Raw genomic sequence first — 24,009 nt, 5'->3', positions numbered from 1 at the left:
TGGCAGTGAGATTTCAACTCAAATTTTCTTTAAATGGGAACAGGTTGCCGATTGAAACGAGGCGTATGTTTTTAAGTTATTTTAAATACGCGCTTTCCCAGTATGATGCAAATTATGAAAAAACGCTTTATGACGGTTCGGCAAAGATGAAAAACATGACATTTGCCATGTATATGCCCATTGCTGATATTAAAGTGGAGCATATTGAACTAAGAGCCCCTAAGATGTCGGTTACTTTATCAACGCCTGATCTTAGTATGGGTATAATGCTGCACAATGCACTGCTCAAACAAGAAGGGCATACTTATGTTTACAAGACGTATGAAATGACACTTGAACCGTTAAAAATTTTGAATACGCCGACAATTTTTTCACAGCGTATTCGCGCCAAAACACTTTCTCCGATTTTAGTACGAATGAAGACTGAAGATAATCGTGATATTTATCTGACAAATAATGCACCTGAGTTTGTTCAAAGGCTTAATGAAATCGTTGAAGCGCGTATTCGTATCTTAGAACCAACGCTGTTGAATGCATATCAATCAACGGGTATTATCATTGAAACCTCTCAGCTTAAAAAAGTCGTAGTCAAACATTATGGACAAACGATTGATGGCAATAGGGGGATTTTCGAAATTGCTTCAAGTCCGGAAATCCTCAACTTTATTTATCAGTCAGGACTGGGATCGCGGTGCAATTTTGGTTTTGGCTGTTTTGAGAGATTATAGAGAGGAGACGTGTGAATGGCAATTGTACTCAATGTTTCTCATGGTCTTTATAATGCGGGTTTACTTGGATTTTGCCGTATTATAGAACAGGCGGGAAAGAAACACTTGATTCAGGAAGATGTTCCCTATCGGGGGGCGATCACAGTTGAACCAGAAGCTTTTGAAGTATTCGAACAGGATTATTTCGAATACTTTAAAGCCGTTTATGGTGAACAGATGACGGTGAATAAAATGCTGTCAGGATTTAACGCCATTGATGCGACAAGTCCCAATCTTGGGGAAGCAATTAAGGAATGGCTTGGAAGTTATGCGGCAACGGTCGATCGAACAGCAGGAAGCTATCCGTCGGCATATCAGATCATTCAGAAAATCTACGGCGAAACATATGAGCCAGCAGCACAAATGAAGGCGATTAAAAAGGAAAAGGACAGCCGTCTCCAATATGAAAGTTTAGAGGCATTGATGGCCTATTTCAAAAAATACAGAGATGTCTTTCTATATAAAGATATCGCCTACAACATTCTCGACAGTTATTGGGGCGGGATTGCTTTTTTTAACAGCACCAAAGTGAAAGATGAAATGAATGCCCTCTATCGGCAGGAATTTGTTCAGCCGTGTATCGATGCTGCTGATAAATTATCAGCGAACGGCAAATATACATGCTCTGAATGCGAAACCGGCTTTAGCAAGAAGGTAGCCGGGTTTGATCCCATTAGCACATGGTTGTCAGATTATGGGGTTGACTATAAGCGAAAGCCGTCACATGATTGGAATTTTAAAGCATCAGCACAGGTGTGTCCTTTCTGTAAACTTGTGCTTTCATGCATGCCGGCCGGTTTTTTTAACCTGAAACGCAAGGGTTTATTCGTTAACGTGAACAACAGCATACAAAATTTAAAGGCTTTTAACAATACGGGCACAAAATTTTCAGCGCTTGAAAGCTATGATGCCTATCAGGAACGCACCTATTCGCAGATTATTAATGGCCTTAACGTGCAAATGGACAGAACTGAAATGGGGTTTGTCGTCAGTGACGTAGAGATTATTCGGCGTGAGGGGTCTTCATCTGGTGATATGCGCTATCGCATCCAGCACCTAGATGAAAATCAGCTTCACATTTTAGAACGGTCAATGCCCTATTTGAAATATTATGAAAAACGTTTTTACCAGTTGCACGATGTTTGGATCAATCTATACACAGAAATACTCAGGCGACTTAGCAATGGCGAAAATCTCTATAGCATTTGCATGGTTTATGTAAAAGCAGCGAGTGAAGGCGGACAGAAAAGCGGGTTTAACGCCCAGATCAATCTTATGAATCTCATTAAAACACAAGTGATTACATGCTTTTTTAGGCGAAATGGATTGAAAGGAGATGAAACGGCTTTGGAAAAAAATATGAAAAAAGTAGATGTGATGTACCATAAGGGCATCGAAATGCGTCAAAAGATGGGGAGTACATCAGATGATGTGGACAATAAAATGAGAGGGCTGATTTACCAGCTGACCAACGCACTGCAAGCAGGCGACAAATCCTTATTTTTGGATCGGATTATACGGCTTTATGCGGCTACAAAAGAAGAAATCCCCTCACTGTTTGTAGAAACAATTAAAAATGAAGATGATTTTATGAATTTTGGCTATGCATTTGTGATCGGTTTAAAAGGATTGCCATACCAAACGAAGGCGAACGTTGAATAAAGTATATTTAGCATGAAGCAGATGAAAAATGATAAAAAAAGGTATCTGAAAGGAGCAAATATTATGAAAAAGGGATTGACCATTAGTATGATTTTTAATGCCAACAGCGCCAATTATTCAGAAGGTTTCGGTAATATCAGCACTTTAAAGAAGCTTCATCGCGGCGATGGCAACACCTATACGTATATTTCAAGGCAAGCGATTCGTTACAGCCTAACAGAAACATTGGGATGGCAAGACACACCTGTCAGTGTTGAAAAAACCGTGGCGCAATTTTCGCCGGATGCGACCATTGATCAATATCCTGAAATCGATTTTTTTGGTTATATGAAGACCAAAGCAAAAGAGGGCGCCGACACGCGAAGCGCTGTGTGCCGATTAAGTCATGCCATTGCACTGGAACCTTATAAATCAGATTTAGATTTTTTAACGAATATGGGACTTTCCAAAAGAGTTGGCGGTGGGCAGATGATTGCCCAAAGTGAAATCCATGAATCGCTCTATGCTTACACCCTAACCCTCGATCTCGATCTCGTAGGCATTGACGGTGATATCACTATTGATAATATAGAGAAAGCAAGGCGTGTCAAGACACTTTTAAATGGCATTAAACTTTTGCACAGGGACATTAAAGGCAGACGTGAAAATTTATCGCCACTGTTTATTATCGGAGGGGTTTACGATATGAAATCGCCGCATTTCGAAGGTAGGCTTAAAGTAAAGAACGGTAAACTAGAGACGGCGATGATTACACAGGTTCTGGCGCTTGATGAGGTAATTGCAGAAAATACGGAGATTGGGTACATTGGCGGTGTCTTTAACAACGATTCAGACATTGAAGCTTTAACACCGATTGGAATTGGCGCATTTTTTAAAGCATTGGATCAGAAAGTGGATGATTTCTATGAAACTAATTAAACTGAGGCTCTATCAGTCTTATGCTAATTATAAGATGCCGGGCTCACATCAGTTGAAGGAGACTTTTCCTTTGCCACCATATTCTACTGTCATTGGAATGATTCACAAAGCTTGCGGTTTCACATCGTATGAACCCATGAATATTTCTGTACAAGGGCATTACGTTTCAAAATGTGACGATTTATTCACGCGCTATGAGTTTAAACCGGCTGCAAATTATGATAAAGAACCCGGCCGATACAATTTGAGAGTTCCGCTCAAAGATGGCGGTGCCCATGGCATGACGCGTGGCACGGGGCATGTGCAGACACTGGTGGGTGTTACGCTTATTATACACGTTCAGGTGCTGGACGAATCAAAGGTTGAGACGATTTTTCAAGCACTGAAGCATCCAGCAACCTATCTAGCACTTGGACGACACGAAGATCTCGTCCGCATTGACAGCGTGACGCTTACGGAAGCAAAGGAGGCGCTGATCAGCGTTGACGATCTAAGACAGAGTCACTACATTCCAATGGCAGCGCTTACGGGTAGAAAGGCAAAATCCATTTCTGGAACGGTTTATCGGCTGACAAAAACATATGTTGTTGAAAATGGCGTTCGGAAGTGGCCGGAACGTTTGCGCGTACTCTATACATCCGGCAGTGATCGACTTGGCGGCTATGCTTCTGATATGCCATGCATGGTGGATGAAAATGGTGACCACATCTTTTTAGTGTAGTGTGACAATGGGGAGACTCTCTATGGCACAGCTTTTTTTGGCAAAGACATTTGAACAAAAAACCATTGAATCCCACACGCTGGATTTAATGTATCACTATAACTACCTAAAAGCGCATTTTCCAGCATTTCTATCCGAATCAGTATATCAAATGCTCGAAACCGCCGTATGGTTTCACGATATCGGCAAAGTGAACAGGCGCTTTCAAAACAAACTTTATGAAAAGCTGTCACTGCCGTTAATGCCATTAAACGATGCATCGATTGATGAAATACCACATGGTTATTTATCGCCCTGCTTTATGGATGTCAATGCAATGGACAGGGATTTTGGAGAAGATGGGACAGAAATTATCATTACGGCAGTTATGATGCACCATGCGCGGGATGCGTTTTCAAAGGTAATGCGCGAAAATATAAAAAACGTGCTGTTACAAGAGCTCAGTGAAGACATTGCTGAATTTCCAATGACGCTGCCTCAATACTTTAACGATCGGCCAACGACAGATTTTTACGGCATTTCAGAATCCATGTTAAATGAGCCCGTTCTTTCAGAAAAGGCCATAAATTATGTTAAAGTCAAAGGATATCTTAATAAGCTAGATTATGTCGCCAGTGCTTTTGGGCAAGATTCAACCATTGAGAAACCACATGCAGTCAATGGACTTACGCTCGATGCAATGATCATTGATACATTTCAAAAGAACGATCATCAGTTGCGAGCCCTTCAAGCCTATTTGTACGAAAACCGGAATCGCAGTGGGATCGTCATTGCATCGACGGGACTCGGTAAAACAGAGGCGGCGCTGCTGTGGCTCTCGCAGAGCAAAGGCTTTTTCACACTGCCGCTGAAAGTTAGCATCAATGCCATTTATGAGCGCGTGAAAAAGACTTATGGCTATACGCCCGTTGAATTGGTGCACTCTGGCATGGCCGATTACTTTTTAAAAGAAAGTGGACAGGGGGATGATTACCTAGAGGGGGATATTGGCAATCGCATGAATGAAGCACGCCTTTTCCTGAGTCCGCTCACGGTGACGACGGTAGATCAGATTTTTAAATGCGTCTACCTTTACAACGGTTTTGAGCTGATTTTAGCCCAACTCAGTCATTCAAAAATCATCATCGATGAAATTCAAATGTATGATTCGAAAATTCTTGCCTGCCTGATCAGAGGGCTGCAATTGATTAAGGCCTACGGTGGGCAGTACCTCGTTATGACGGCGACACTGCCGGAGTATGTCGTTTCGCTGATGAAGTCAAGTGGTGTAATAGACAAAGATACTTTCTTTGAAACCTTCCTTTTAGAGGCAGAGCAGTGTGAACAAAGGCATTTGCTAAAGCTGGAACCACATTCGGCAATTCCTTATGACGCCATTTGTGAGCAAGGCGAAAAACGCAAAGTGCTGGTGATTGCCAACACAGTGTCAGCGGCAAAAACGATTTATCAATGCTTGATTGATAAAAAGGAATCACGGGGTATGCATACGCCCTTATACTTGCTTCACAGCCAGTACATTCAAAGAGATCGCGCACTGCTTGAAGCGGATGTTCAAGCGTTTACCAATTCGCCTGAAAAACAGAGTATCCCGGGTATATGGGTGGCAACTCAAATTGTCGAGGCTTCACTGGACATCGATTTTGATGTACTTTACACGGAAATGTGCTCTATTGACAGTTTTATCCAGCGCATGGGGCGCGTTTACAGGCGCCGTTACAGAAGCCATGAAGAAGGCCCAAATGTTATTGTGCTCAATACGCGCAACACGGGACATGATAAGGTTATAGATTCTGAAATTTATAATGCTTCGTGGCGTGCGCTCACATCGTATGATGGGCAATGGCTCAATGAACAAGATAAGCAGGCAATGATCAACGCGGTGTTTAATGAGGCGTTGAATCCTGATATTAAGAAGTATAAGGCAAGGGTTCAAACGCATTTAAATGAGCTGTCAGCGCTTAAATTATACGACGCCGCGAAAAAGACGGTGGAAGCAACATTCCGAGAGATCGACAATGTAACGTGCATGCCGATTGATATTTATTATGAGTTGGTGAAGTCCGGCGAGTTCGAGAAACTTATGAATGCACTGGAAAATAGATCGAATCAGACCGCCTATCTAGAGGCGAGGGAAACACTGATGCGGCATACGCTCTCTTTGAGGCGCAGTCAGATGAAATACTATCGTCAGGCGAATGATGACATGCTCATCAAATACGGCGTGTTTATAACAGATTGCCGTTATGAATTCAACGAAACGACGCGATGCGGTAGGGGACTGCTCTTTGATGAGGCCAATCCAGAAGATGCATTCCTGTAGACTGTTTTGAAAGCGAGGTGTTTGAAGTGGCGTATGGTTTGCTGGACGATTTGTCAGAAGAACGCATCTCCGGGGTTCAGCTGAATTATTATTTTATCTGCAAACGCAAACTCTATTTATTCAGCAAAGGCATTACGTTTGAGAAAGAGAATGAGGATGTAAAAATAGGACGTTTAATTGAGCAGTCTTACTATACCCGTGAAAAAAAGAATCGCATGGTGGATGCCATTAATGTTGATGGCATTAATTTTGAAGACGATGTGCTGTACGAAATGAAGAAGTCGTCAAAGAATGAGAGCAGTGACATCTGGCAGCTTAAATACTACATGTTTTATATGAAGCACTACAAGGCGACGATTATTTCAAAAGGTATTTTACGTTATCCGGAAGAACACAGAAATGTTATAGTTGTGCTCACCGCGGCAGATGAGGCGGAAATTTTAAAGATACTAGAAGCGATCAGCGTAATTATCAAGCAGCCCAAAGCGCCGCCCGTTATCAAAAAGCGCATTTGCAGAGCTTGTGCCTATCATGATTTTTGTTTCATTTAAGAGGTTGGAAAAACGTATCGAAAAGCTGCTTTAAATTCAGTTGTGAGACATGGAGTTTTGTATGAAACGAGATTACTATATTTTTGCAGGGCAGAGACTGTCCCGAAAAAATAATACCCTTCGCATTCATTATGAAGATAGCACTTTTAAAGAAATCCCCGTCGAAAAGGTAAATGCCCTCAACATTTTTAATGAAGTTGATTTCAACACGTCGGCAATCAACTTTCTCAATCGCCATGAAATCACCTGCCACTTTTTCAATTATTACGGTTATTACACGGGTTCTTTTTATCCGAAGGAATGTAATTTGTCTGGAGAATTGCTCGTTAGACAGGTGCTGGCAGCGAAAGAGCTGGATAAAGCGCTGCTCATCGCAAAGGCCTTTATTAATGGCGCTGCCTATAATATACAAAGAAATCTGCGCTATTACCAGCTGAGAGGGAAAGCAGTTGCAACAGACGAAATTGAAAAAATATTGGCAAAAGTCGAATCTGCAGATACGATCGAAGCACTGATGGGATTCGAAGGGAACCTCAGACGACATTATTATGCACAGTGGGGCGTGATTTTAAACGATGCATTTGATTTTGACAAACGTACCATTCGGCCGCCGGAAAACGAACTCAATGCGTTATTGTCTTTTTTAAACAGCTTGTTTTACACGGTTTGCGTTTCAGAAATTTACAAAACGCATTTGAATCCAACTGTGAGTTTTTTACACACTTCTGGGCGACGGCGCTTTTCGCTTAGCTTAGATGTCAGCGAGGTTTTTAAACCGCTAATTGTAGACCGTCTGATTTTTAGGCTCATCAACAAGCGCATGATTGATACGGATGATTTTGAACGGGCATCAAATGGTATTTTTTTAAAAGAGAGCGCACGCAAAAAAGTTGTCAAAGCGTTTGAAGAAACGTTGAATCAAACGATTATTCATAAGAAGCTGGGAAAAAGTGTTCGCTATCGATCGTTGGTGCGACTGGAGCTTTTAAAGCTAGAGAAATATCTGGTAACAGGAGAACTTTATGAACCGTTTACATTAGATTGGTAGGTGAGTGCATGTACGTTATTCTCATGTACGACATTGAGATGGACAAGCAGGGGGTTAAGATAAGAAAGAAGCTCTTTGGCCTGTGCAGTCGATATCTTCATCACATACAGTTTTCTGTATTTGAAGGTCAGTTGGATCGAAGTGAGGTGCGGGCGCTGGAAAATTCGATCCGTCAACTTGTCAGAGCATCAGATTCGGTTATCCTATTTGAAAACATATATGATAAGCCACCGATCAAAAAGATGTTTGGCAACACAGAAGATCAAACGTCAAATTTTATTTAAGCGTCTGTCGATCGCTCTCCCTGCAAAATACCCCGGGGGTCGACATCGCTATAAGCCTTGCAAATACTCAGTTCATTTTTTATAATAAGTTTGTACAACACCAAAATGCTGGGATCGACAGAATCGACTTCTCAAGCCATTGGTGTGACAAGCTTTCCCCCTGTGGGGTTTGATATAGACCATTTTGGAATTTAAAGGTTGAAATCGATATCCTATGAAGATTTCTCGATTAGTTTGATATAGACCATTTTGGAATTTAAAGAATCAATATGGTGTTTGGTGATGGTCAAGTTGTTGAGTTTGATATAGACCATTTTGGAATTTAAAGTATTTTGATACAAGCGAATAGATAAAGCTCATATCAGTTTGATATAGACCATTTTGGAATTTAAAGTTTTTTAGTAGTGCTGATGTAACAGGGGAAGTTATGGTTTGATATAGACCATTTTGGAATTTAAAGAAAATTATCATCAGCTTGATGATATCCTTTGTTTTCGTTTGATATAGACCATTTTGGAATTTAAAGATGGAAGTCAAAAGAGTAATAGAAACTAAACACACGGTTTGATATAGACCATTTTGGAATTTAAAGAGATAGAAACCAATCCTTATATATTGGCTGATGAAGTTTGATATAGACCATTTTGGAATTTAAAGACTTTTCATCATTTATACAAGTTAGAGGAGTATATGGTTTGATATAGACCATTTTGGAATTTAAAGCAGCAACGAATGGCGGCAGGGCGAGCCGATGCAAAAGTTTGATATAGACCATTTTGGAATTTAAAGAAACTTTATAGAAAAGGAATGACAAATTCGATAGCGGTTTGATATAGACCATTTTGGAATTTAAAGTTGTGTGCGCAATAGGTACATTTTGCGCTAATACAGTTTGATATAGACCATTTTGGAATTTAAAGTATTCTGTCGACGAGCCTTCAATCACTACAGCACCTGTTTGATATAGACCATTTTGGAATTTAAAGTGTCCTGAAGTTCTTCATAGGTATATGCCGCTCTTGTTTGATATAGACCATTTTGGAATTTAAAGCTGTATTTTCAACGATTTCGGGGTTTAATGGTGCCGGTTTGATATAGACCATTTTGGAATTTAAAGGTGTCTCAGTAATATACCCTTGATTAATCCACGCGGTTTGATATAGACCATTTTGGAATTTAAAGAAAGGCACGCGGGTATCAGATAAAAATTTGACGCTGGTTTGATATAGACCATTTTGGAATTTAAAGAAAGGAATACGATGTCGCATACAAAGCGTGGTCGGGTTTGATATAGACCATTTTGGAATTTAAAGGAAGATAAGTTTTTACAGGCGTTTATAGCTGAAAAGTTTGATATAGACCATTTTGGAATTTAAAGTTATCCGTGGTGACACACTTACTGGTAAATACGGCCGTTTGATATAGACCATTTTGGAATTTAAAGAAATCAATGGACAGCGTCAAGACAAAACCAAAACAGAGTTTGATATAGACCATTTTGGAATTTAAAGTTTACTGTTTTCATCTTTTTTCATTTCCTCACCTCGTTTGATATAGACCATTTTGGAATTTAAAGCTTTCTGCACTCCGTTTCCGTCTTCAGTTATGAGCGTTTGATATAGACCATTTTGGAATTTAAAGATTGTTTTCTTTTCATAGCGGATCACTGGTATTTCGTTTGATATAGACCATTTTGGAATTTAAAGCTCTGATATATTTTCCCATGCGTCGATTACAAAGTTGTTTGATATAGACCATTTTGGAATTTAAAGATTCCTAGCGCTGCGCCAACAGCCCCCGCTTTTTGTTTGATATAGACCATTTTGGAATTTAAAGTTTAACGCCGGGACAGTTGAATTTGAAGATGTCATCGTTTGATATAGACCATTTTGGAATTTAAAGACAACTGTTTCAGAAATCGTAACGGTCGCCGCACCAGTTTGATATAGACCATTTTGGAATTTAAAGGCAGCTTTCATCTGTCCAATCGTCATCGTCATCAATGTTTGATATAGACCATTTTGGAATTTAAAGGAAGGTACGGGTTATAGGTTTAAAGATCGATTTTCGTTTGATATAGACCATTTTGGAATTTAAAAGTTGTAGAATGAAGTACCCTGTCTATGAAACGTCATGCAAATAATCCTGCTAATTAGGAAGGAATGGTTTATGTATAACGATCAAACAAAAAACGAGGAGGTTGAAGTCATGAAACATACTGGTTCATGTCTATGTGGTACTGTGAAATTCGAAATAATTGGGAATTTCGAACAATTTTATTTGTGTCACTGTAAGTATTGTCAAAAGGATACGGGTTCTGCGCATGCGGCAAATCTGTTTGCACCCGGCGCTTCGCTTAATTGGCTGAACGGAGAAACCAATGTACAGCAATTTGAACTGAAAAATTCAGGGCATATCAAGGCGTTTTGCGTTACCTGCGGTTCAGCACTTCCCAATGTTCAAATGAACGGAAAACTCGTTGTCGTACCGGCAGGCAGTTTGGACAGCGATGTTGAAAAAATGCCGGACGCACATATTTTTGTTAATAGACGTGCGATTTGGGATGATGCACTTGAAAAGATACCATGTTTTGATGAATTGCCAGAGTAATATCAGAGAAAATGATCATGCTCAAAGAAGTTGCAGTTTGATATAGCCCTTTATGAAATTTAAAGAACATATAACTGAGGTAACCTCATGTAGCGAACGTACGCAGGCCAGACAATATTGATTATATTAATGCAAAACAAACAATTAAAATCTCTAAAAAACAATTTACTTATTATTAATCAGGAAATATAATAAGTATAATGACGTTTGGGAGGTCTTGTATGAAATATAGGCTACTATCCAGTATGTTTTATGAGGATACAGAATTATATAAGAATACTTATGAAACTAGATACAACAGTGAATCCACTTACCGATACAAATTTTCAATTGGCGATCATAAAGCTTTTGTAGTGATAAACAACAATATTTTGAAATTAATCAGTAAAATATTAGTGTTGGATAAAGACTTTGCATTAAAAGCACAGCATTTACCAAGCATTGCATTGAAGCAATATACTAAGAAATGCATTATTGATGAAATTAAGATGACAAACGATATTGAAGGCGTTATAAGTACGAGAAAAGAAATAAATGAAATATTAGAGGATTTAACGGGCAGAAAAAAAACTAAAAGACTATATGGTCTTGTCAAAAAATATGAACTATTGACAGAAGAAGAACTTGCATTATCAAATTGTGCTGACATTAGGACATTGTACAATGAATTGGTTTTAAGTGAGATAAAAGCTGATAATATAGACCATGTACCAGATGGAACAATATTTAGAAAAGATCCGGTATATGTACAAAGTAAAACGGGTAAAACAATTCATTCAGGTATTAATCCTGAGCGTAAGATAATTGAAACGTTGACAGACTGTTTATTGATTTTACATGATGAAAATTATAGCAAACTGATAAGTATTGCAGTATTCCATTATATGTTCGGCTATATTCATCCTTTTTATGATGGTAATGGAAGAATTAGTCGATTCATAAGCAGCTACTTACTATCAAGAGAATTGCACCCACTCATTGCTTATCGATTGGCGTATACAATAAAAAATGATATTAACAGTTATTATAAAAGTTTTAAAGTTGTCAATGATGAAAAAAATAAAGGGGAGATAACCAGCTTTGTTGAGTATTTTTTTAGCATATTGGCTGAATCATTAGAAGACTTAAATGCATCATTGCTCGAGAGAATCAATAAGTTGAATTTCTACAAGAATCAAATTAGCATCATGAGCCAATTGGATAATCACATTGACGAGCGCATTAACAAGATCCTGAATATATTAGTGCAAAACAGTTTGTTTGGTGAGCATGGACTGGGTGTTACTGAAATATCTGAAATAACGGATATTGGCGATTCAAAGGTGCGAACTTCATTAAAATTGCTTGAAACAAAAAGTTTAATAAAGCAAAACAGAATTGGAAGGAAATACATTTACGAAGCAGATTTAGATTTTATCAATGATATAAGAAGATAATTCACGCTATCTAACCTGTTGGCATACAACACATCTTTTGGCCAACTCATGCGACACTTATTCCACAAAGACTTCAAAATGACAAAAGCATAAAATAAGCGCTGCTTTGAGAAAATGTCATTTCTTCAAACAGCGCTGTTGTTTTGATAACTATTATGGTAATCACTTGTGAGAAGCCGTTAGCTTAATAAGAACACTTTCTGGGCTACATCCAGATACGTTCGCAACAAGGGTACATACTATTCATGCATATATTAACCATCATACCATTGCCTTTTTAATCCGCTCAAGTCCTTCGGCGAGAATGGCTCTCGGACAGGCGAGATTTAAGCGAATATGCCCATTTGAGTTTGAAACGAACATGTCGCCGCCCTCTAGGAGAACCCCTGCATTTTTTGCAAAGAAGAGCGGCAGGTTTTCCTCGTCAGGCAGATAAGCGCTGATGTCAATCCAAGCGAGGTAAGTTGCCTCCGGGATTCTGAAAGATGCTTTGGGCAACTCGGTTTTAATAAAGTTGTCGACGAAATCAAAATTGGCGTCGAGGTATGCTTTAAGTGCGGTTAACCACTCGGCGCCTTCTGTATAGGCGGCCTGTGTAGCGGTAATGCTGAGTGGATTGTCAAAAGGATAATGGCGTGCGAGCCACTTTTCACGAATCGTTTGATTGGGGATAATAATATTTGAAAACATGAGTCCTGCCATGTTGAAGGTTTTACTTGGCGACATGCAGGTAATGATTTGGTCGGTATCCGGGAACACTTTTGCCAGTGGTGTGTGCTGTGTGCCGGTGCGGATGAGATCGCAGTGTATTTCATCCGAAATCATCATCACGTCGTTCTCAAGACAAATGTCGCCAAAAGTCTTAAGCTCCGACTCTGTCCAGATGCGGCCTGTCGGGTTGTGTGGATTGCAGAAAATACAGAGTTTCACTTTTGGATCAGCGGCTTTCGTGCGCAAATCATCATAATCCATCGTATAGTAACCGTCGTTGTTTATGAGTTCAGAAATAACCAGTTCCACATGATTATAATCGGCGGCATGTTTAAAAAAGGCATAGGATGGCGTGACGATCATGACTTTTTCATCCGGTGCACAAATATATTCAACGAGTTCATACAGTGCAGGAATGATTCCAGGCGAAGTCAAAAGATGCGTTTTGTCAAATGACCAGCCATAACGCGATTCTGTCCAGTTGAGCATGGCGCGGTAATAATCCGGATCAAAAACTTTTGAGTAACCGAAGATGCCATGGTCAAGGCGATCTTTGATGGCATTGCGAATTGCCTCAGGCGTTTGAAATTCCATATCGGCAATCCACATGCGAATAAACTGACTGTCGGCATAGGGAAATTGAATATCGCCAAAACTCGGAAACATGTATTCGCGATACCCGTCCGTACTCATGCAGTTTGTATTTTGTCGGTCGGTTATTTTATCAAAATCGTATGTCATTATCATTGCTCCTTATTATTATTTCATTATCACATTATGTGGACGCGTCATTTCGAATTCATTATGGCACAGTCGTATTCATGTGACAAACAGGTAAAATTGCATGAAAAGATACAAAATGGCAATATGTTTCGTTATAATAGAAATAAATGATACAATGCAACAAATTAGGGTGCGGAGAAAGATGAGTGTCACTAATTTCATTTATTAGTTTCTTCTTAAGAAACATCTAGTGAAATGATTGGCCTAAGTATAAGTTAAATAGCCGCTTTTTCACGTAAACTAAAAGGGAGGTGGGGCGTTATGATGATACAAGAAAGCGTTGGTAATCGCATCAGGTTGTTTCGAAAGAGCAAGGGGATGACCCTCCAGACACTGGGGGATAAAATTTATAAAAGTCGGGCGACGGTTTCAAAATATGAAAGCGGTGCGATTGCAATTGAAATTGGAACCCTCTATGCCATCGCTGATGCACTAAATATTAAAGTGGAACAGCTCTTGCCGCCAAATGAAGCGGCGGAGACAGTGACGAGCCAGAGTGTCCCGGTGTTCTATAAGAATGCTGCCAGATTATATGCCTATTATTACGATGGGCGAAACAGCAGCTTGATTCGCTGTGTTATTGATATTACAGAAGATGTGGAAACGGGCAGGTTTAAAACCATGCTCTATATGAATATCAAGAATTTTGAAGAGTATCTCATCTGTGAAAACACTTACTTTGGCGTTACTGAGCATTATGATACGCTTTCCAAGATGATTCTCACCAATCAGGCGACGCCGATTGAAAGCATCACCATTAGTATGATGGGGACTTTTGCCGATGCTAATCACCGATGGGGGTTGATGTCCGGTATTTCTTTCAGACCATTTATGCCCATTGCGCTTAAAATGTACATTACAAAGGCAATTCAAAAGGAGACGCCTGAGTTTATACGATCGCTAAAAATTACCAAAGAAGATTACCGCTATATGAAAATATACAATATGTTCTCTGTGACATGAGGCATTGTGGCGGCATTAATATCAAATCAGAAGATTAAAAATGATAGAATTACTAAAAACGATAGAACCATTAAAAAGGCACCGCTCTTTCAAAGAGCTGGTGCCTTTTTAATGGGTTTAGAACATCAGGAATAAAATTCATTCGAAAAATATGCTTGATGTAATTGAAACAAATGCTAATTTTTAAGCAGTTTATTTCCCTTTTCACAAATGCCATAGATTTCATCGTATTTTTGCTCGATGTGTGGGTTAACCATTGCGGTTTTTTTTACAATTCTAGACTTATAGACAAAATAGGGAAGAAGCCATCCCAAGCATCCGGGGATTCCAAAGAGAATGGTCAAAAGGATATGAGGCGGATCATTTGTTACTGCGAAAACCGAGCCGGCTATAAAGGCGGTGCCAACGAAGCCGACAACCAATGACCAAGCGGTGGCATCAGAGGCTTTAGACCGTTCTAATGCGCTGAGTTCAAGCATACAGGCTTCAAAATGTCGCTGAAGTCTGGTCAGTTCCGTTTTATTGAGAATTTTCCGGTCTCGCTTAAATTTTAAAGTGACCTTACCATTGATATTATTGGTTTGTATATTGTCGTCGACAATCCAGCCGAAATTGGTAAAACCGTCTAAATACATAGAAACGCTTTCGCTGTCAGTTGTAATGGTTTTATAGTCATATCCGACAAAATTGTTATTGATTGTATTGTTCATCTATGAACTCCTTTAAGTTCGAGGATTAGAGATTATGTGAGGTAATTGCTTTATACCTTAGAGTATGCCATAAAAATGTTTGAGAAATGCTTATGCCGTATTTATTAATCATTAATCTTCTGATTGAGTGATTGATGACGAAGGCATTCGCACAGTAAAGGTACTGCCTTTTCCTTCAATGCTGGAAACTGTAATGGTGCCATTCATGATTTGTAAAATTCTCAAAACGAGAGACAGCCCTAAGCCGTTCCCCTCGGTTGCATGTGAAGTGTCACCTTGAAAAAATTTGTCAAAAATATGATTGGCTGTTTTCTCGTCCATGCCGCAGCCGGTATCTGAGATCGTTACAATGATTTCAGAATCTGTGGATGTCTGCTGCAATGTGACGATCCCGCCGGGATTCGAAAATTTAATCGCATTGGAGATGAGGTTGTTCCAGACGATTTCCATAAGGCTTTCGTCGGCATCAATCGTTGCACGGTCTTCAATATCTGCAATGAATTCGATGTCTTTTTTAAGCCATAGATCTTCAAAGCGCAGTGCACATTCGCTGAGTTGGGCGCAGAGGTCATAAGGATCTGAAAGAGGCTGTAGATTTTGATTTTCCAGTTTATTTAGTTTCAAGAGATTTGTGATGAGGTCATTGAGTTTTGCAGAAGACTCTAAAATAGTGTCAACATATTCTGCTCGCTGTGCTTCTGAAAGCTTATCACTTTTTAAAGCCTGCGCATAATTCTGAATAACGGAAAGCGGTGTTTTGATTTCGTGTGAGACATTCGAAAAAAATTCGGTTTTCAGTGTTTCAATACTGCCGAGTGCTTCGATCATGATGTTAAAATCGGCAATGATTACATCCAGATAATCCTGCTTATCAGGTAGATGACGCTGTGGCATATAAACAGAAAAATCACCGCTTGCCACCTTGCGGGTGACTTGTGCAAATCCCTCCATAGGTTTCTGATAGCGCCGATCAATCTGTAAAAAAGTGATATAGGTAAAAGCCGCTGCAACAAAGAGCCAATAGATGAGAACTGCTGCTATATACGGCGTTGGTACATGATCAAATAAAATGATGTTTTTGAGTATGAGCATTTGACCGGTGGTTAGAGCAGCCAGTGCAAAGAAAGATGCAACAAAGCTTGAAAAGGGGAATATATTCGATCTTACCTTTGCATTTGGCCTTTGCTTCATTGCAGTACCGCCTTATAGCCAAGTCCCCGGACAGTGACGATTTGAAAGCCATCACAAGGCGTTAGTTTATCGCGAAGCTTTGTAATGTAAACGTCAACGGCCCTTAAGCTCGTCTCGCTTTCAATGCCCCAGAATTCATCCATTAGCTGTGCTCTGGTGAATGTTTTTTTGGGATAAGACAACAATTTGTATAGAATGTTGAACTCTCGAAGTGTCAAAGGAATTTCTTCATCGTCAATGGTTGCTGTAACGGCGTCAGCGTCCATGGAAAAGTTGCCGACGGTAAGCTTGCGGTCTTCAACGATGTTTGCACGGCGTAAAATGGCACCAACGCGCATTACGAGTTCATCGAGGTTAACGGGCTTTACCATATAATCATCAATGCCGAGGCGAAACCCTTTTTGCTTTGAAATAATATCATCCTTTGCCGTCATAAAGAGGATGGGAATTGTATTGTTGAGTTCGCGAATGGTTTCTGCGAATTCAAATCCATCGATGCCGGGCATCATAATATCCGAAATAATCATATCGTACAGTGTATTGTACATGAGATCGTATGCCTCTTGGGGATTCATGCACCCCTTTGCCTTATAGCCGCAATCGTTTAAATACGTGCAGACGATCTGGTTTAGTTTAACATCGTCTTCGACGACCAATATGTTTACCATTCAAATTTCCTCCATTCAATATAAGCAATATGCCGATTAACGCTTCACGTCACTGGCATATTTATATTAGAAATACAGTGTTGTGGCCAGGCTATTCACAATGAAGCTTCTTTATTATTGTAACCATCATAATGAAAAAATACTTCATTTTTGTTTGAGAAATGTTTCTGAATTGTTAACAGCGATCTCTTCCTGTATTCAATACCCTGTTAAGAGAACGCTAAGCGCTAACTTTTGCTGCGCAAAATGGGAGAAGCAGCATTCATTTATTTCCAAATTTATTCCTAAATTGATTTTTATGCGCATTAATATTTTAGAAACAGATTATAAGCAAATTTGAAATGAATTGAGCATAGAGTGATATCAACAGCGACATACAAAATTATTTTCAAACAAAGGGGTGTTGGCAATGAGTGAATTTGCAAGAGGCCAAAAAAACTTTATCGGTTTTGAATACAAAGAAGTAACAGCAAAGCGCCAAATGGAATCAATCTACATTGATAGCTATCCAAGCTTTGGCTGGGAGTTTGAAAGCAGTGCTGTCCCCCTAAAGGGAACACTGTTTGTATCAATGAAATTTAAACGCAACCGCAAACTTCGCAATAAATCTGAACTCGCTAGATTGCAGCGGCAGTTTGATGCGGGTGTCAATGAGATAGCATCATTAGAGCAATCAAAAGTGACGAAGGCGTCTGGGATGGCTTATGGTGTTGGCATTATCGGAACTGCTTTTATGGCAGGCTCTGTATTTGCAGTTGTTGCAGGGAATATCCCATTATGTATTATTCTGGCGATTCCAGCATTTATCGGTTGGATCGTACCTTATTGGATTTACCGCAATATTGTTCGCAAAAAGACGATGGAAGTGACGCCAATTATAGAAGCGAAATATGATGAAATATACGAAGTATGTGCGAATGCAACAAAGCTGTTAGATTTATCAGAAGACTAATAATGGTTAGGGATTGGAGGAGAGGACTGTCTCTGCCGTAGATGCTGAAGTCGGAAACCATAGGTACTAAAGCAACCATTCACATATAGAAACGAAATGATTAAGATTGAGGAGGTGAAAACGATGGCAAATCCAGTAGCAATTGTTGGTGTAGCAGCCGTTGCAGTGATCGCAGTGGCCGCATTTGTTAAAAACAAAAAAAATAAATAGAATGTATGCGGCATAGGAATTGTATTCACAATTGCCTATGCCGCCTTTCTGTAAATGTTTATAAGGAAATTTGAATGATGCAATTGCCTTATTTTAAAATACTGAATGAAAATAGATTGTCTAGGAGAAAAAAATGAATAAATTTATGGACAGAGTACAAGAGAAAGCGCTTGATATGGTGATGACTTATGTCTTAAAATCACCGCAGGATAATTTTATAAAATTAGTTGAATGGGCAGATCGTTTTGATGTAGCCGGCAATTTTAAAAGTGCTATTGAAACCGTTCGCCCCATGGCAGAAGATCCAGAACATACATGGCACCAATATGTCATTAATCTCTGTGAAGAAATTGATCACGACGTCTTAAAAACAACAGTACAAAACTTTTTTATCAATGCAAGCTTAGCTGGGATGGCGAAACAGCACGAGAGCCGTGAAAAATACAGATGTAATATTCCGTGGGCGATTCTTATGGACCCAACGTCAGCTTGCAATCTGAAGTGCACGGGGTGCTGGGCGGCGGAATATGGGAATAAGCTCAATATGAGCTACGAGGAAATGGATTCAATTATTACACAGGCCAATGAACTAGGAACATATATGTTCCTCTATTCGGGCGGTGAGCCGCTTGTGCGAAAAGCAGACATTATTCGATTATGCGAAGCGCATCCGGACTGTCAATTCACTGCCTTTACAAATGGGACGCTGATTGATGAAGCATTTGCAGCAGAAATGAAACGCGTTAAAAATTTTATCCCTGCCATTAGCGTAGAGGGATTTGAGAAAGAAACAGATTTTAGACGCGGTGAAGGCACCTTTGATAAAGTAACGCGTGCGATGACAATTTTACGTGAGTATCAGCTGCCTTTTGGGATTTCCTGCTGTTATACAAGTCAAAATACAGAAATGATTGGCAGTGAAGCTTATTTTGATCAAATGATTGCATGGGGCGCTAAATTCTGCTGGTTTTTTACCTATATGCCCGTCGGGAAAGACGCAGTACCGGAATTGATGGTAACGCCTGAACAGCGTCAGTTTATGTATCAGCAAATCCGTAAATTCAGGGAGACAAAGCCGATTTTTACACTGGATTTCTGGAATGACGGTGAATACTCAAATGGCTGTTTAGCAGGCGGCCGCGTGTATATGCACATCAATGCCAACGGTGATTATGAGCCCTGTGCTTTTACCCATTATTCTGATTCCAATATTGCAGATAAAACGCTGCTAGAAGCGCTGATGAGTCCGCTTTTTAAAGCATATCAAGCTGGGCAGCCGTGGAATGACAATCATCTGAGACCATGTCCGCTGCTGGATAATCCCAGTGAACTAGTACATGTCGTACAGATTTCCGGTGCACATTCAACAGATTTGCAAAATCCTGAAGATGTCGTCGAGTTGTCAGCAAAATGTGAAAACGCGGCTGCCGGGTGGGCACCGATTGCTGATGAATTATGGCGAGCTTCAAGAGCATCGCAAAAAAGTGATCGCCTGTAAAATGAGATAACTTTAAGAGAGATCAAGGAGGTGCCATTAATCTAAGCAATTAGATGGGCAACACCTCCTTGATTTTTTATGGTCTTATTACTTGATTAGACTTTGTTTATGATTTTGCGGCAAATTTCTTAATCTTTTGGCGCTATCCTTTAAGCTATCTTTTTACACTGCGGACAACATCGTATGCCGCATCATCAATTGCAATAAACCCGGTGATACTGGCACTGTTTTGCCCATGGTAGGCGGTGAAACGGTTCTTGATACTTTCGATGTCCAGCGATTCCGAGTGCTTATTGGCGACAATGCAGTCTTTGGGGATGGGGGCGGTTTCATAGAGCATCTTAAGCGCGGCAATATTACCGCCGTAGTGCTCAAGGCCTTCATTATAAGTAGCCCCGGCAACGACTTCTCCCTTTAAGACGGCTTCAATAACGCGGTCATGGCTGCCGAGGAAAACGGGTTCATGTGGTAATTGCAGTTCAGATAGTTTGGCTTTAGCATAAAGATAACCAGAGGCGCTGTTTTCATCGACGAATCCAAATTTGCCTTGGATTTGCTGGAGTGATGAAAGCTGCTGTGAAATAATGTATCCGCGGTAATTGGCGCTGCCATTAACCAACGGTGAAACCAGTGGCGTCAGCGCACATGTTTTGGCGGTTTGTACATAGGCAAAAGGTGAGAGCCATGCGATGTCGATTAGACCGCTCACCAAATCGGATTGAATGCTTTCGTAGTCCTTTGGAACGTAAATGACGAAATCGTTTTGGAAAATCGCTTCTAAAATAGGACCATAGCGCGAAACAATTTGCATTGGCGAGGTAAAGGGGTTGATCCCCACAATGAGCTTGGCACCTGCTGCAGTTGGATCGAGTTCCTTTTGCATTCTGATCATGATTCCTTCAACTGAATCGTAGACGGCGACGAGTTCGTCATTTTTGTGCTTTAATTCCCTTGTCTGAGAAAGTGTTTCAAGTGTCTGTTCATGTGTGTCTGTGATAGCCGTTGTAATGGTAGCAATGGCTGCGTGGAGCCCTTTAGTGGTTTCACGCTGTTGCTGTGTCTGGGATTCGAGAGAATTGACGGCACTGGCAATCGCATCAAAGGCGTGATCAAAATCCTCGAAAACACTTTGACTTTCACTAATTTCATGCGTTACGGATTGCGACTGCTGTGAGAGTGCTGCCATGCTGATGTTTAGGTTGGCAGTCTTTGATTTGAAATTGTCGACAATGTGTTCGATCTTTTCAGTCGCTTCTTCTGTCTCAGAGGAGAGCTTGTTGATTTCCTGAGCGACGACGGCGAAGCCTCTGCCGGCTTCACCTGCTCTCGCCGCTTCAATTGAAGCATTGAGTGCCAACAAGTGTGTCTGTCTTGCAATCTTGCGAATGTATTCAATAATGGCATCAATTTCCCGCGCGGATGATTGCAGCCCCTTATTTTCGGCAAGTGTTTCCACATTGGCTTCGAGAACTTGTGTATTTAAGACATGAATATTATTAAAGATGGCTTTGGTTTTATAGAAGGCACCCTGCCAGGCGGATGTTGTTGCATTGAGATCGCTGACAACGGTCTCGGTATGGATGGACAGTGCTTCAAGTTCGCTGATGGCAGCATTAATTTCTTCAATGCTGGCAACATTGTCCTCGCCATAACTGAGGACATCCTGCATTTTTGTCATCATCATGCGGAAAAACTTATGATGCTCTCCTGAGAGCCATTGGATTTGTTTGATATGTAAGTCTAGTGATGCCCAGTACGCAAATAAGCTTGACTGATCTTTTAATACTGTGACATTTTTCGTATGCTTTTGTCGAATCATCTTATCACCCCGTTACTAGTTAACGCAATAATGGTGCCAAGGTTTTATTCGGTAAAATATCCCCTATTGCAAGGGCGATCGTTTTTTGAGTTGGGAATAAACAGCCATACAATGCAGGTGCATACAATAAACATGATAAAAATGACCAAGCGGTCGCAAGTGTTTTTTTGACAAATAAGGCAAGATTGTAGTTTAATGATGATAAGCGCGCCATAACGCTTGATCTGCGATTTGACACATCGTTTTACAGACACATTGCCGGATCATCATATTGAGGTGACAAAGAAATACATAGCGGCTGTGCAAGCCGGTATTCTGTCAATTTTATACAATCCAATCCTCGAACTTATTGATAGAATAATGACAAGTCCTGCCTTTGGTATGATACGGCGAATGCTGTTTTACCAGTGGACACGATGGGACACGATTTTTATGAAGTGATTTTTCAGTGATTTTTCAAGGATCTTGAGATTGGAGGCTAAACATGGCAAACAAGACACCGGCGTCAGATACGCTAAAAGGGTTTACATCCCCAAGAACGCCGAAGGGAACTTCGGGAATCGTCGCACCGCCCCCATGGCATTATGTAGGCCAAGTGACGGCAATCGAGTTTGAAGCAGATGGTGAAAAAATAGCGCCTTACTTGCCGGCGCCTATGCAAATGGAATCTACTCAGTGCTGTGTGTATTTTATTGAATGGCAGTATACATCAGAAACCACAGAAGATTATTTGGACCCAGTTGAAAGCCAGTATCGAGAGACGATCCTGCTTATGAGCGGCAGCTATAAGGGCGAAGCAATGGCATACTGTCCTTTCATCTGGGTAGATCAGGACAAGGCGCTGATGCGCGGTCTGATTCAGGGATGGCCAAAGCAGTTGGGTTCGACGCATATGTCGAGATCATACGCTCTGGAATCAAAAGCGGCGCCTACGGGACTATCGGCGGCAACGCTGTCTGTAAACGGCGAACGCTATATGGCGGGACGCGTTCAAGTTCATGAAGCGGATGCCAATATGCCGGCACCCAGTTTTGCCGGTTCTGCACTGGTACGTTATTTCCCAGATCTCGTGAAGGGCAATCACCAGCAGCCATTGGTACATGAGCTGGTACAGCTGAAATCGAGAGACGTGCAGATTTCCAAAGTGGCAAAAGGTGAAGCAATGCTGGACTTTACGGTAATGGCAGATCATGAACTCAGCGATTTTTCACCTAAAAAGGTATTGGCGGGCTATCGGTTCCAAGTGGCGTTAACGGTTGATGACCTGAAACCGCTGACCAAATTGTAAGGGATTTTTATGAACATGGAGTGCTTATGATTAATCGCATCTTAAAAACGGCATCGCCGTATAACTTAATTGAAGTCAAGTGCAACGAGGCGCATCCAAATGCTTATAAACCGCATCTGCACTCGGAACTTGCCGTTGGCATTATTCAAAGTGGTGAAACCGTTGTCGCCATTAACGGTGCGAACTATCATTTAAAAGTCGGAGATGCGATTGTGATTATGCCCTATGTCATACACAATTGTCAGCCCGTTGACATTGACAATTGGGCTTATACAATGGTTTTTCTGCGTGGTGAATATCAAGCGCAGATCATGGCGCAGTTGGAAGCGTCCATGCAGATCGGCATTGTGAAACTTGATGAAGCAATGTTCCGGCAGATCGAATCGCTAGCAGAATCGCTCAAGACGGAATCAGATTCCTTTATGCGGGAAGTTGTGCTCGTCGATTGCATTAATGAGATTGTCGATTGCCTCCAAAGGCGTGTCATACGGGCAGAAGATGCACAAATGATGGCAATTCGCGATTATTTGGAGACACATTTTTTAGAAAGTATGTCACTGGATGATATGGCGGCGCAGTTTAACATCAATAAGTTCAGTTTGATTAAGCGGTTTAAACAGTTATTTGATATAACACCGGCCGCTTATCAGCTGCAATTAAAAGTTAATTACGCAAAACAGCTTATGCGTGAATCGCAGGATTTGGCAGATGTCGCATGTCGGGCGGGCTTTTTTGACCAAGCGCATTTAACGCGCGAGTTTAAGAAATCATCCGGACTGACACCGGGGCAGTATACGGGCATGGTGTAGCGACGACTGAACATCGAATGCGAACGGCGCACAGTGGCAAGGGCGTGACAGTTGACAATAAAAAATGTACATAGATTTTACAAGCAACCG

General features: G+C 40.7%; 21 protein-coding genes and 1 CRISPR repeat array. Of the genes, 16 read left to right on the top strand and 5 right to left on the bottom strand.

The window, feature by feature from the left end:
- Nucleotides 1-5: 5 nt before the first annotated feature.
- The 10 genes from cas6 to KHM83_RS00565 all read left to right on the top strand — a co-directional run bounded on the left by cas6 (nucleotide 6) and on the right by KHM83_RS00565 (nucleotide 12,317).
- Nucleotides 6-728, top strand: coding sequence for a CRISPR-associated endoribonuclease Cas6 (cas6, locus tag KHM83_RS00610; protein WP_213234952.1), 723 nt, complete (start codon nucleotides 6-8; stop codon nucleotides 726-728).
- Nucleotides 729-743: 15 nt separating this feature from the next.
- The gene (gene cas8a1 / locus KHM83_RS00605; RefSeq protein WP_213234951.1) at nucleotides 744-2,429 is read left to right on the top strand and encodes a type I-B CRISPR-associated protein Cas8b1/Cst1; all 1,686 of its coding nucleotides are present in this window, start codon (nucleotides 744-746) and stop codon (nucleotides 2,427-2,429) included.
- A 63-nt stretch (nucleotides 2,430-2,492) separates the two neighbouring features.
- On the top strand, nucleotides 2,493-3,347 hold the full coding sequence (gene cas7i / locus KHM83_RS00600; RefSeq protein WP_246542792.1) for a type I-B CRISPR-associated protein Cas7/Cst2/DevR: 855 nt from the start codon (nucleotides 2,493-2,495) through the stop codon (nucleotides 3,345-3,347).
- On the top strand, nucleotides 3,334-4,068 hold the full coding sequence (gene cas5b / locus KHM83_RS00595) for a type I-B CRISPR-associated protein Cas5b (protein WP_213234950.1): 735 nt from the start codon (nucleotides 3,334-3,336) through the stop codon (nucleotides 4,066-4,068). The genes cas7i and cas5b overlap by 14 nt, the downstream gene beginning before the upstream one ends.
- Before the next feature lie 22 nt (nucleotides 4,069-4,090).
- Nucleotides 4,091-6,388 (top strand): CRISPR-associated helicase Cas3', encoded by a 2,298-nt coding sequence (cas3, locus tag KHM83_RS00590; RefSeq protein WP_213234949.1) that lies wholly within the window; start codon nucleotides 4,091-4,093, stop codon nucleotides 6,386-6,388.
- 26 nt (nucleotides 6,389-6,414) lie between these two features.
- Nucleotides 6,415-6,939, top strand: coding sequence for a CRISPR-associated protein Cas4 (gene cas4 / locus KHM83_RS00585; protein WP_213234948.1), 525 nt, complete (start codon nucleotides 6,415-6,417; stop codon nucleotides 6,937-6,939).
- A gap of 61 nt (nucleotides 6,940-7,000) precedes the next feature.
- Nucleotides 7,001-7,987 carry a type I-B CRISPR-associated endonuclease Cas1b gene (gene cas1b / locus KHM83_RS00580; protein WP_213234947.1) on the top strand — a complete coding sequence of 329 codons (987 nt, stop codon included), beginning with the start codon at nucleotides 7,001-7,003 and terminating at the stop codon, nucleotides 7,985-7,987.
- An 8-nt stretch (nucleotides 7,988-7,995) separates the two neighbouring features.
- Nucleotides 7,996-8,271 (top strand): CRISPR-associated endonuclease Cas2, encoded by a 276-nt coding sequence (gene cas2, locus KHM83_RS00575; protein ID WP_213234946.1) that lies wholly within the window; start codon nucleotides 7,996-7,998, stop codon nucleotides 8,269-8,271.
- A gap of 167 nt (nucleotides 8,272-8,438) precedes the next feature.
- A CRISPR array of direct repeats spans nucleotides 8,439-10,370; the repeat unit is 30 nt; unit sequence GTTTGATATAGACCATTTTGGAATTTAAAG.
- 109 nt (nucleotides 10,371-10,479) lie between these two features.
- A complete protein-coding gene (locus tag KHM83_RS00570; RefSeq protein ID WP_213234945.1) occupies nucleotides 10,480-10,881 on the top strand; it encodes a GFA family protein in 402 nt (133 codons plus the stop codon).
- 221 nt (nucleotides 10,882-11,102) lie between these two features.
- On the top strand, nucleotides 11,103-12,317 hold the full coding sequence (locus KHM83_RS00565; RefSeq protein ID WP_213234944.1) for a Fic family protein: 1,215 nt from the start codon (nucleotides 11,103-11,105) through the stop codon (nucleotides 12,315-12,317).
- Between the two features lie 261 nt (nucleotides 12,318-12,578).
- On the opposite strand, the gene KHM83_RS00560 is transcribed toward KHM83_RS00565, so the two are convergent.
- Nucleotides 12,579-13,769 (bottom strand): MalY/PatB family protein, encoded by a 1,191-nt coding sequence (locus tag KHM83_RS00560; RefSeq protein WP_213234943.1) that lies wholly within the window; start codon nucleotides 13,767-13,769, stop codon nucleotides 12,579-12,581.
- Between the two features lie 303 nt (nucleotides 13,770-14,072).
- On the opposite strand from KHM83_RS00560, the gene KHM83_RS00555 reads away from it, so the two are divergent.
- Together KHM83_RS00555 and KHM83_RS19815 are read left to right on the top strand one after the other, a co-directional pair.
- A complete protein-coding gene (locus tag KHM83_RS00555; protein WP_246542790.1) occupies nucleotides 14,073-14,774 on the top strand; it encodes a helix-turn-helix domain-containing protein in 702 nt (233 codons plus the stop codon).
- 6 nt (nucleotides 14,775-14,780) lie between these two features.
- Entirely contained in the window at nucleotides 14,781-14,909 is a 129-nt protein-coding gene (locus KHM83_RS19815) for a hypothetical protein (RefSeq protein WP_281415008.1), read from the top strand.
- 41 nt (nucleotides 14,910-14,950) lie between these two features.
- On the opposite strand, the gene KHM83_RS00550 is transcribed toward KHM83_RS19815, so the two are convergent.
- From KHM83_RS00550 to KHM83_RS00540, 3 genes are all read right to left on the bottom strand, one after another.
- The gene (locus tag KHM83_RS00550) at nucleotides 14,951-15,484 is read right to left on the bottom strand and encodes a hypothetical protein (RefSeq protein WP_213234942.1); all 534 of its coding nucleotides are present in this window, start codon (nucleotides 15,482-15,484) and stop codon (nucleotides 14,951-14,953) included.
- A gap of 111 nt (nucleotides 15,485-15,595) precedes the next feature.
- Nucleotides 15,596-16,675: a HAMP domain-containing sensor histidine kinase gene (locus KHM83_RS00545; protein WP_213234941.1), complete on the bottom strand. Its 1,080-nt coding sequence runs from the start codon at nucleotides 16,673-16,675 to the stop codon at nucleotides 15,596-15,598.
- Nucleotides 16,672-17,343, bottom strand: coding sequence for a response regulator transcription factor (locus KHM83_RS00540; RefSeq protein WP_213234940.1), 672 nt, complete (start codon nucleotides 17,341-17,343; stop codon nucleotides 16,672-16,674). The genes KHM83_RS00545 and KHM83_RS00540 overlap by 4 nt, the downstream gene beginning before the upstream one ends.
- A gap of 409 nt (nucleotides 17,344-17,752) precedes the next feature.
- Between KHM83_RS00540 and KHM83_RS00535 the strand changes: the two genes are divergently transcribed.
- A complete protein-coding gene (locus KHM83_RS00535; RefSeq protein ID WP_213234939.1) occupies nucleotides 17,753-18,295 on the top strand; it encodes a hypothetical protein in 543 nt (180 codons plus the stop codon).
- A gap of 343 nt (nucleotides 18,296-18,638) precedes the next feature.
- Nucleotides 18,639-20,003, top strand: coding sequence for a radical SAM protein (locus KHM83_RS00530; protein ID WP_246542788.1), 1,365 nt, complete (start codon nucleotides 18,639-18,641; stop codon nucleotides 20,001-20,003).
- 154 nt (nucleotides 20,004-20,157) lie between these two features.
- Here KHM83_RS00530 and KHM83_RS00525 read toward each other — a convergent pair whose 3' ends face one another.
- Nucleotides 20,158-21,822, bottom strand: a complete 1,665-nt coding sequence (locus tag KHM83_RS00525; protein WP_213234938.1) for a PhnD/SsuA/transferrin family substrate-binding protein — start codon at nucleotides 21,820-21,822, stop codon at nucleotides 20,158-20,160.
- Between the two features lie 484 nt (nucleotides 21,823-22,306).
- Here KHM83_RS00525 and KHM83_RS00520 point away from each other — a divergent pair, with 484 nt between their 5' ends.
- Nucleotides 22,307-23,110 (top strand): acetoacetate decarboxylase family protein, encoded by an 804-nt coding sequence (locus KHM83_RS00520; RefSeq protein ID WP_213234937.1) that lies wholly within the window; start codon nucleotides 22,307-22,309, stop codon nucleotides 23,108-23,110.
- Between the two features lie 26 nt (nucleotides 23,111-23,136).
- Nucleotides 23,137-23,919 carry an AraC family transcriptional regulator gene (locus tag KHM83_RS00515; RefSeq protein WP_213234936.1) on the top strand — a complete coding sequence of 261 codons (783 nt, stop codon included), beginning with the start codon at nucleotides 23,137-23,139 and terminating at the stop codon, nucleotides 23,917-23,919.
- Nucleotides 23,920-24,009 lie beyond the last annotated feature (90 nt).

It is taken from the genome of Fusibacter paucivorans, from assembly GCF_018390735.1.
Taxonomy (GTDB): domain Bacteria; phylum Bacillota; class Clostridia; order Peptostreptococcales; family Acidaminobacteraceae; genus Fusibacter; species Fusibacter paucivorans.
This window is presented reverse-complemented; position numbering and strand designations above follow the sequence as displayed.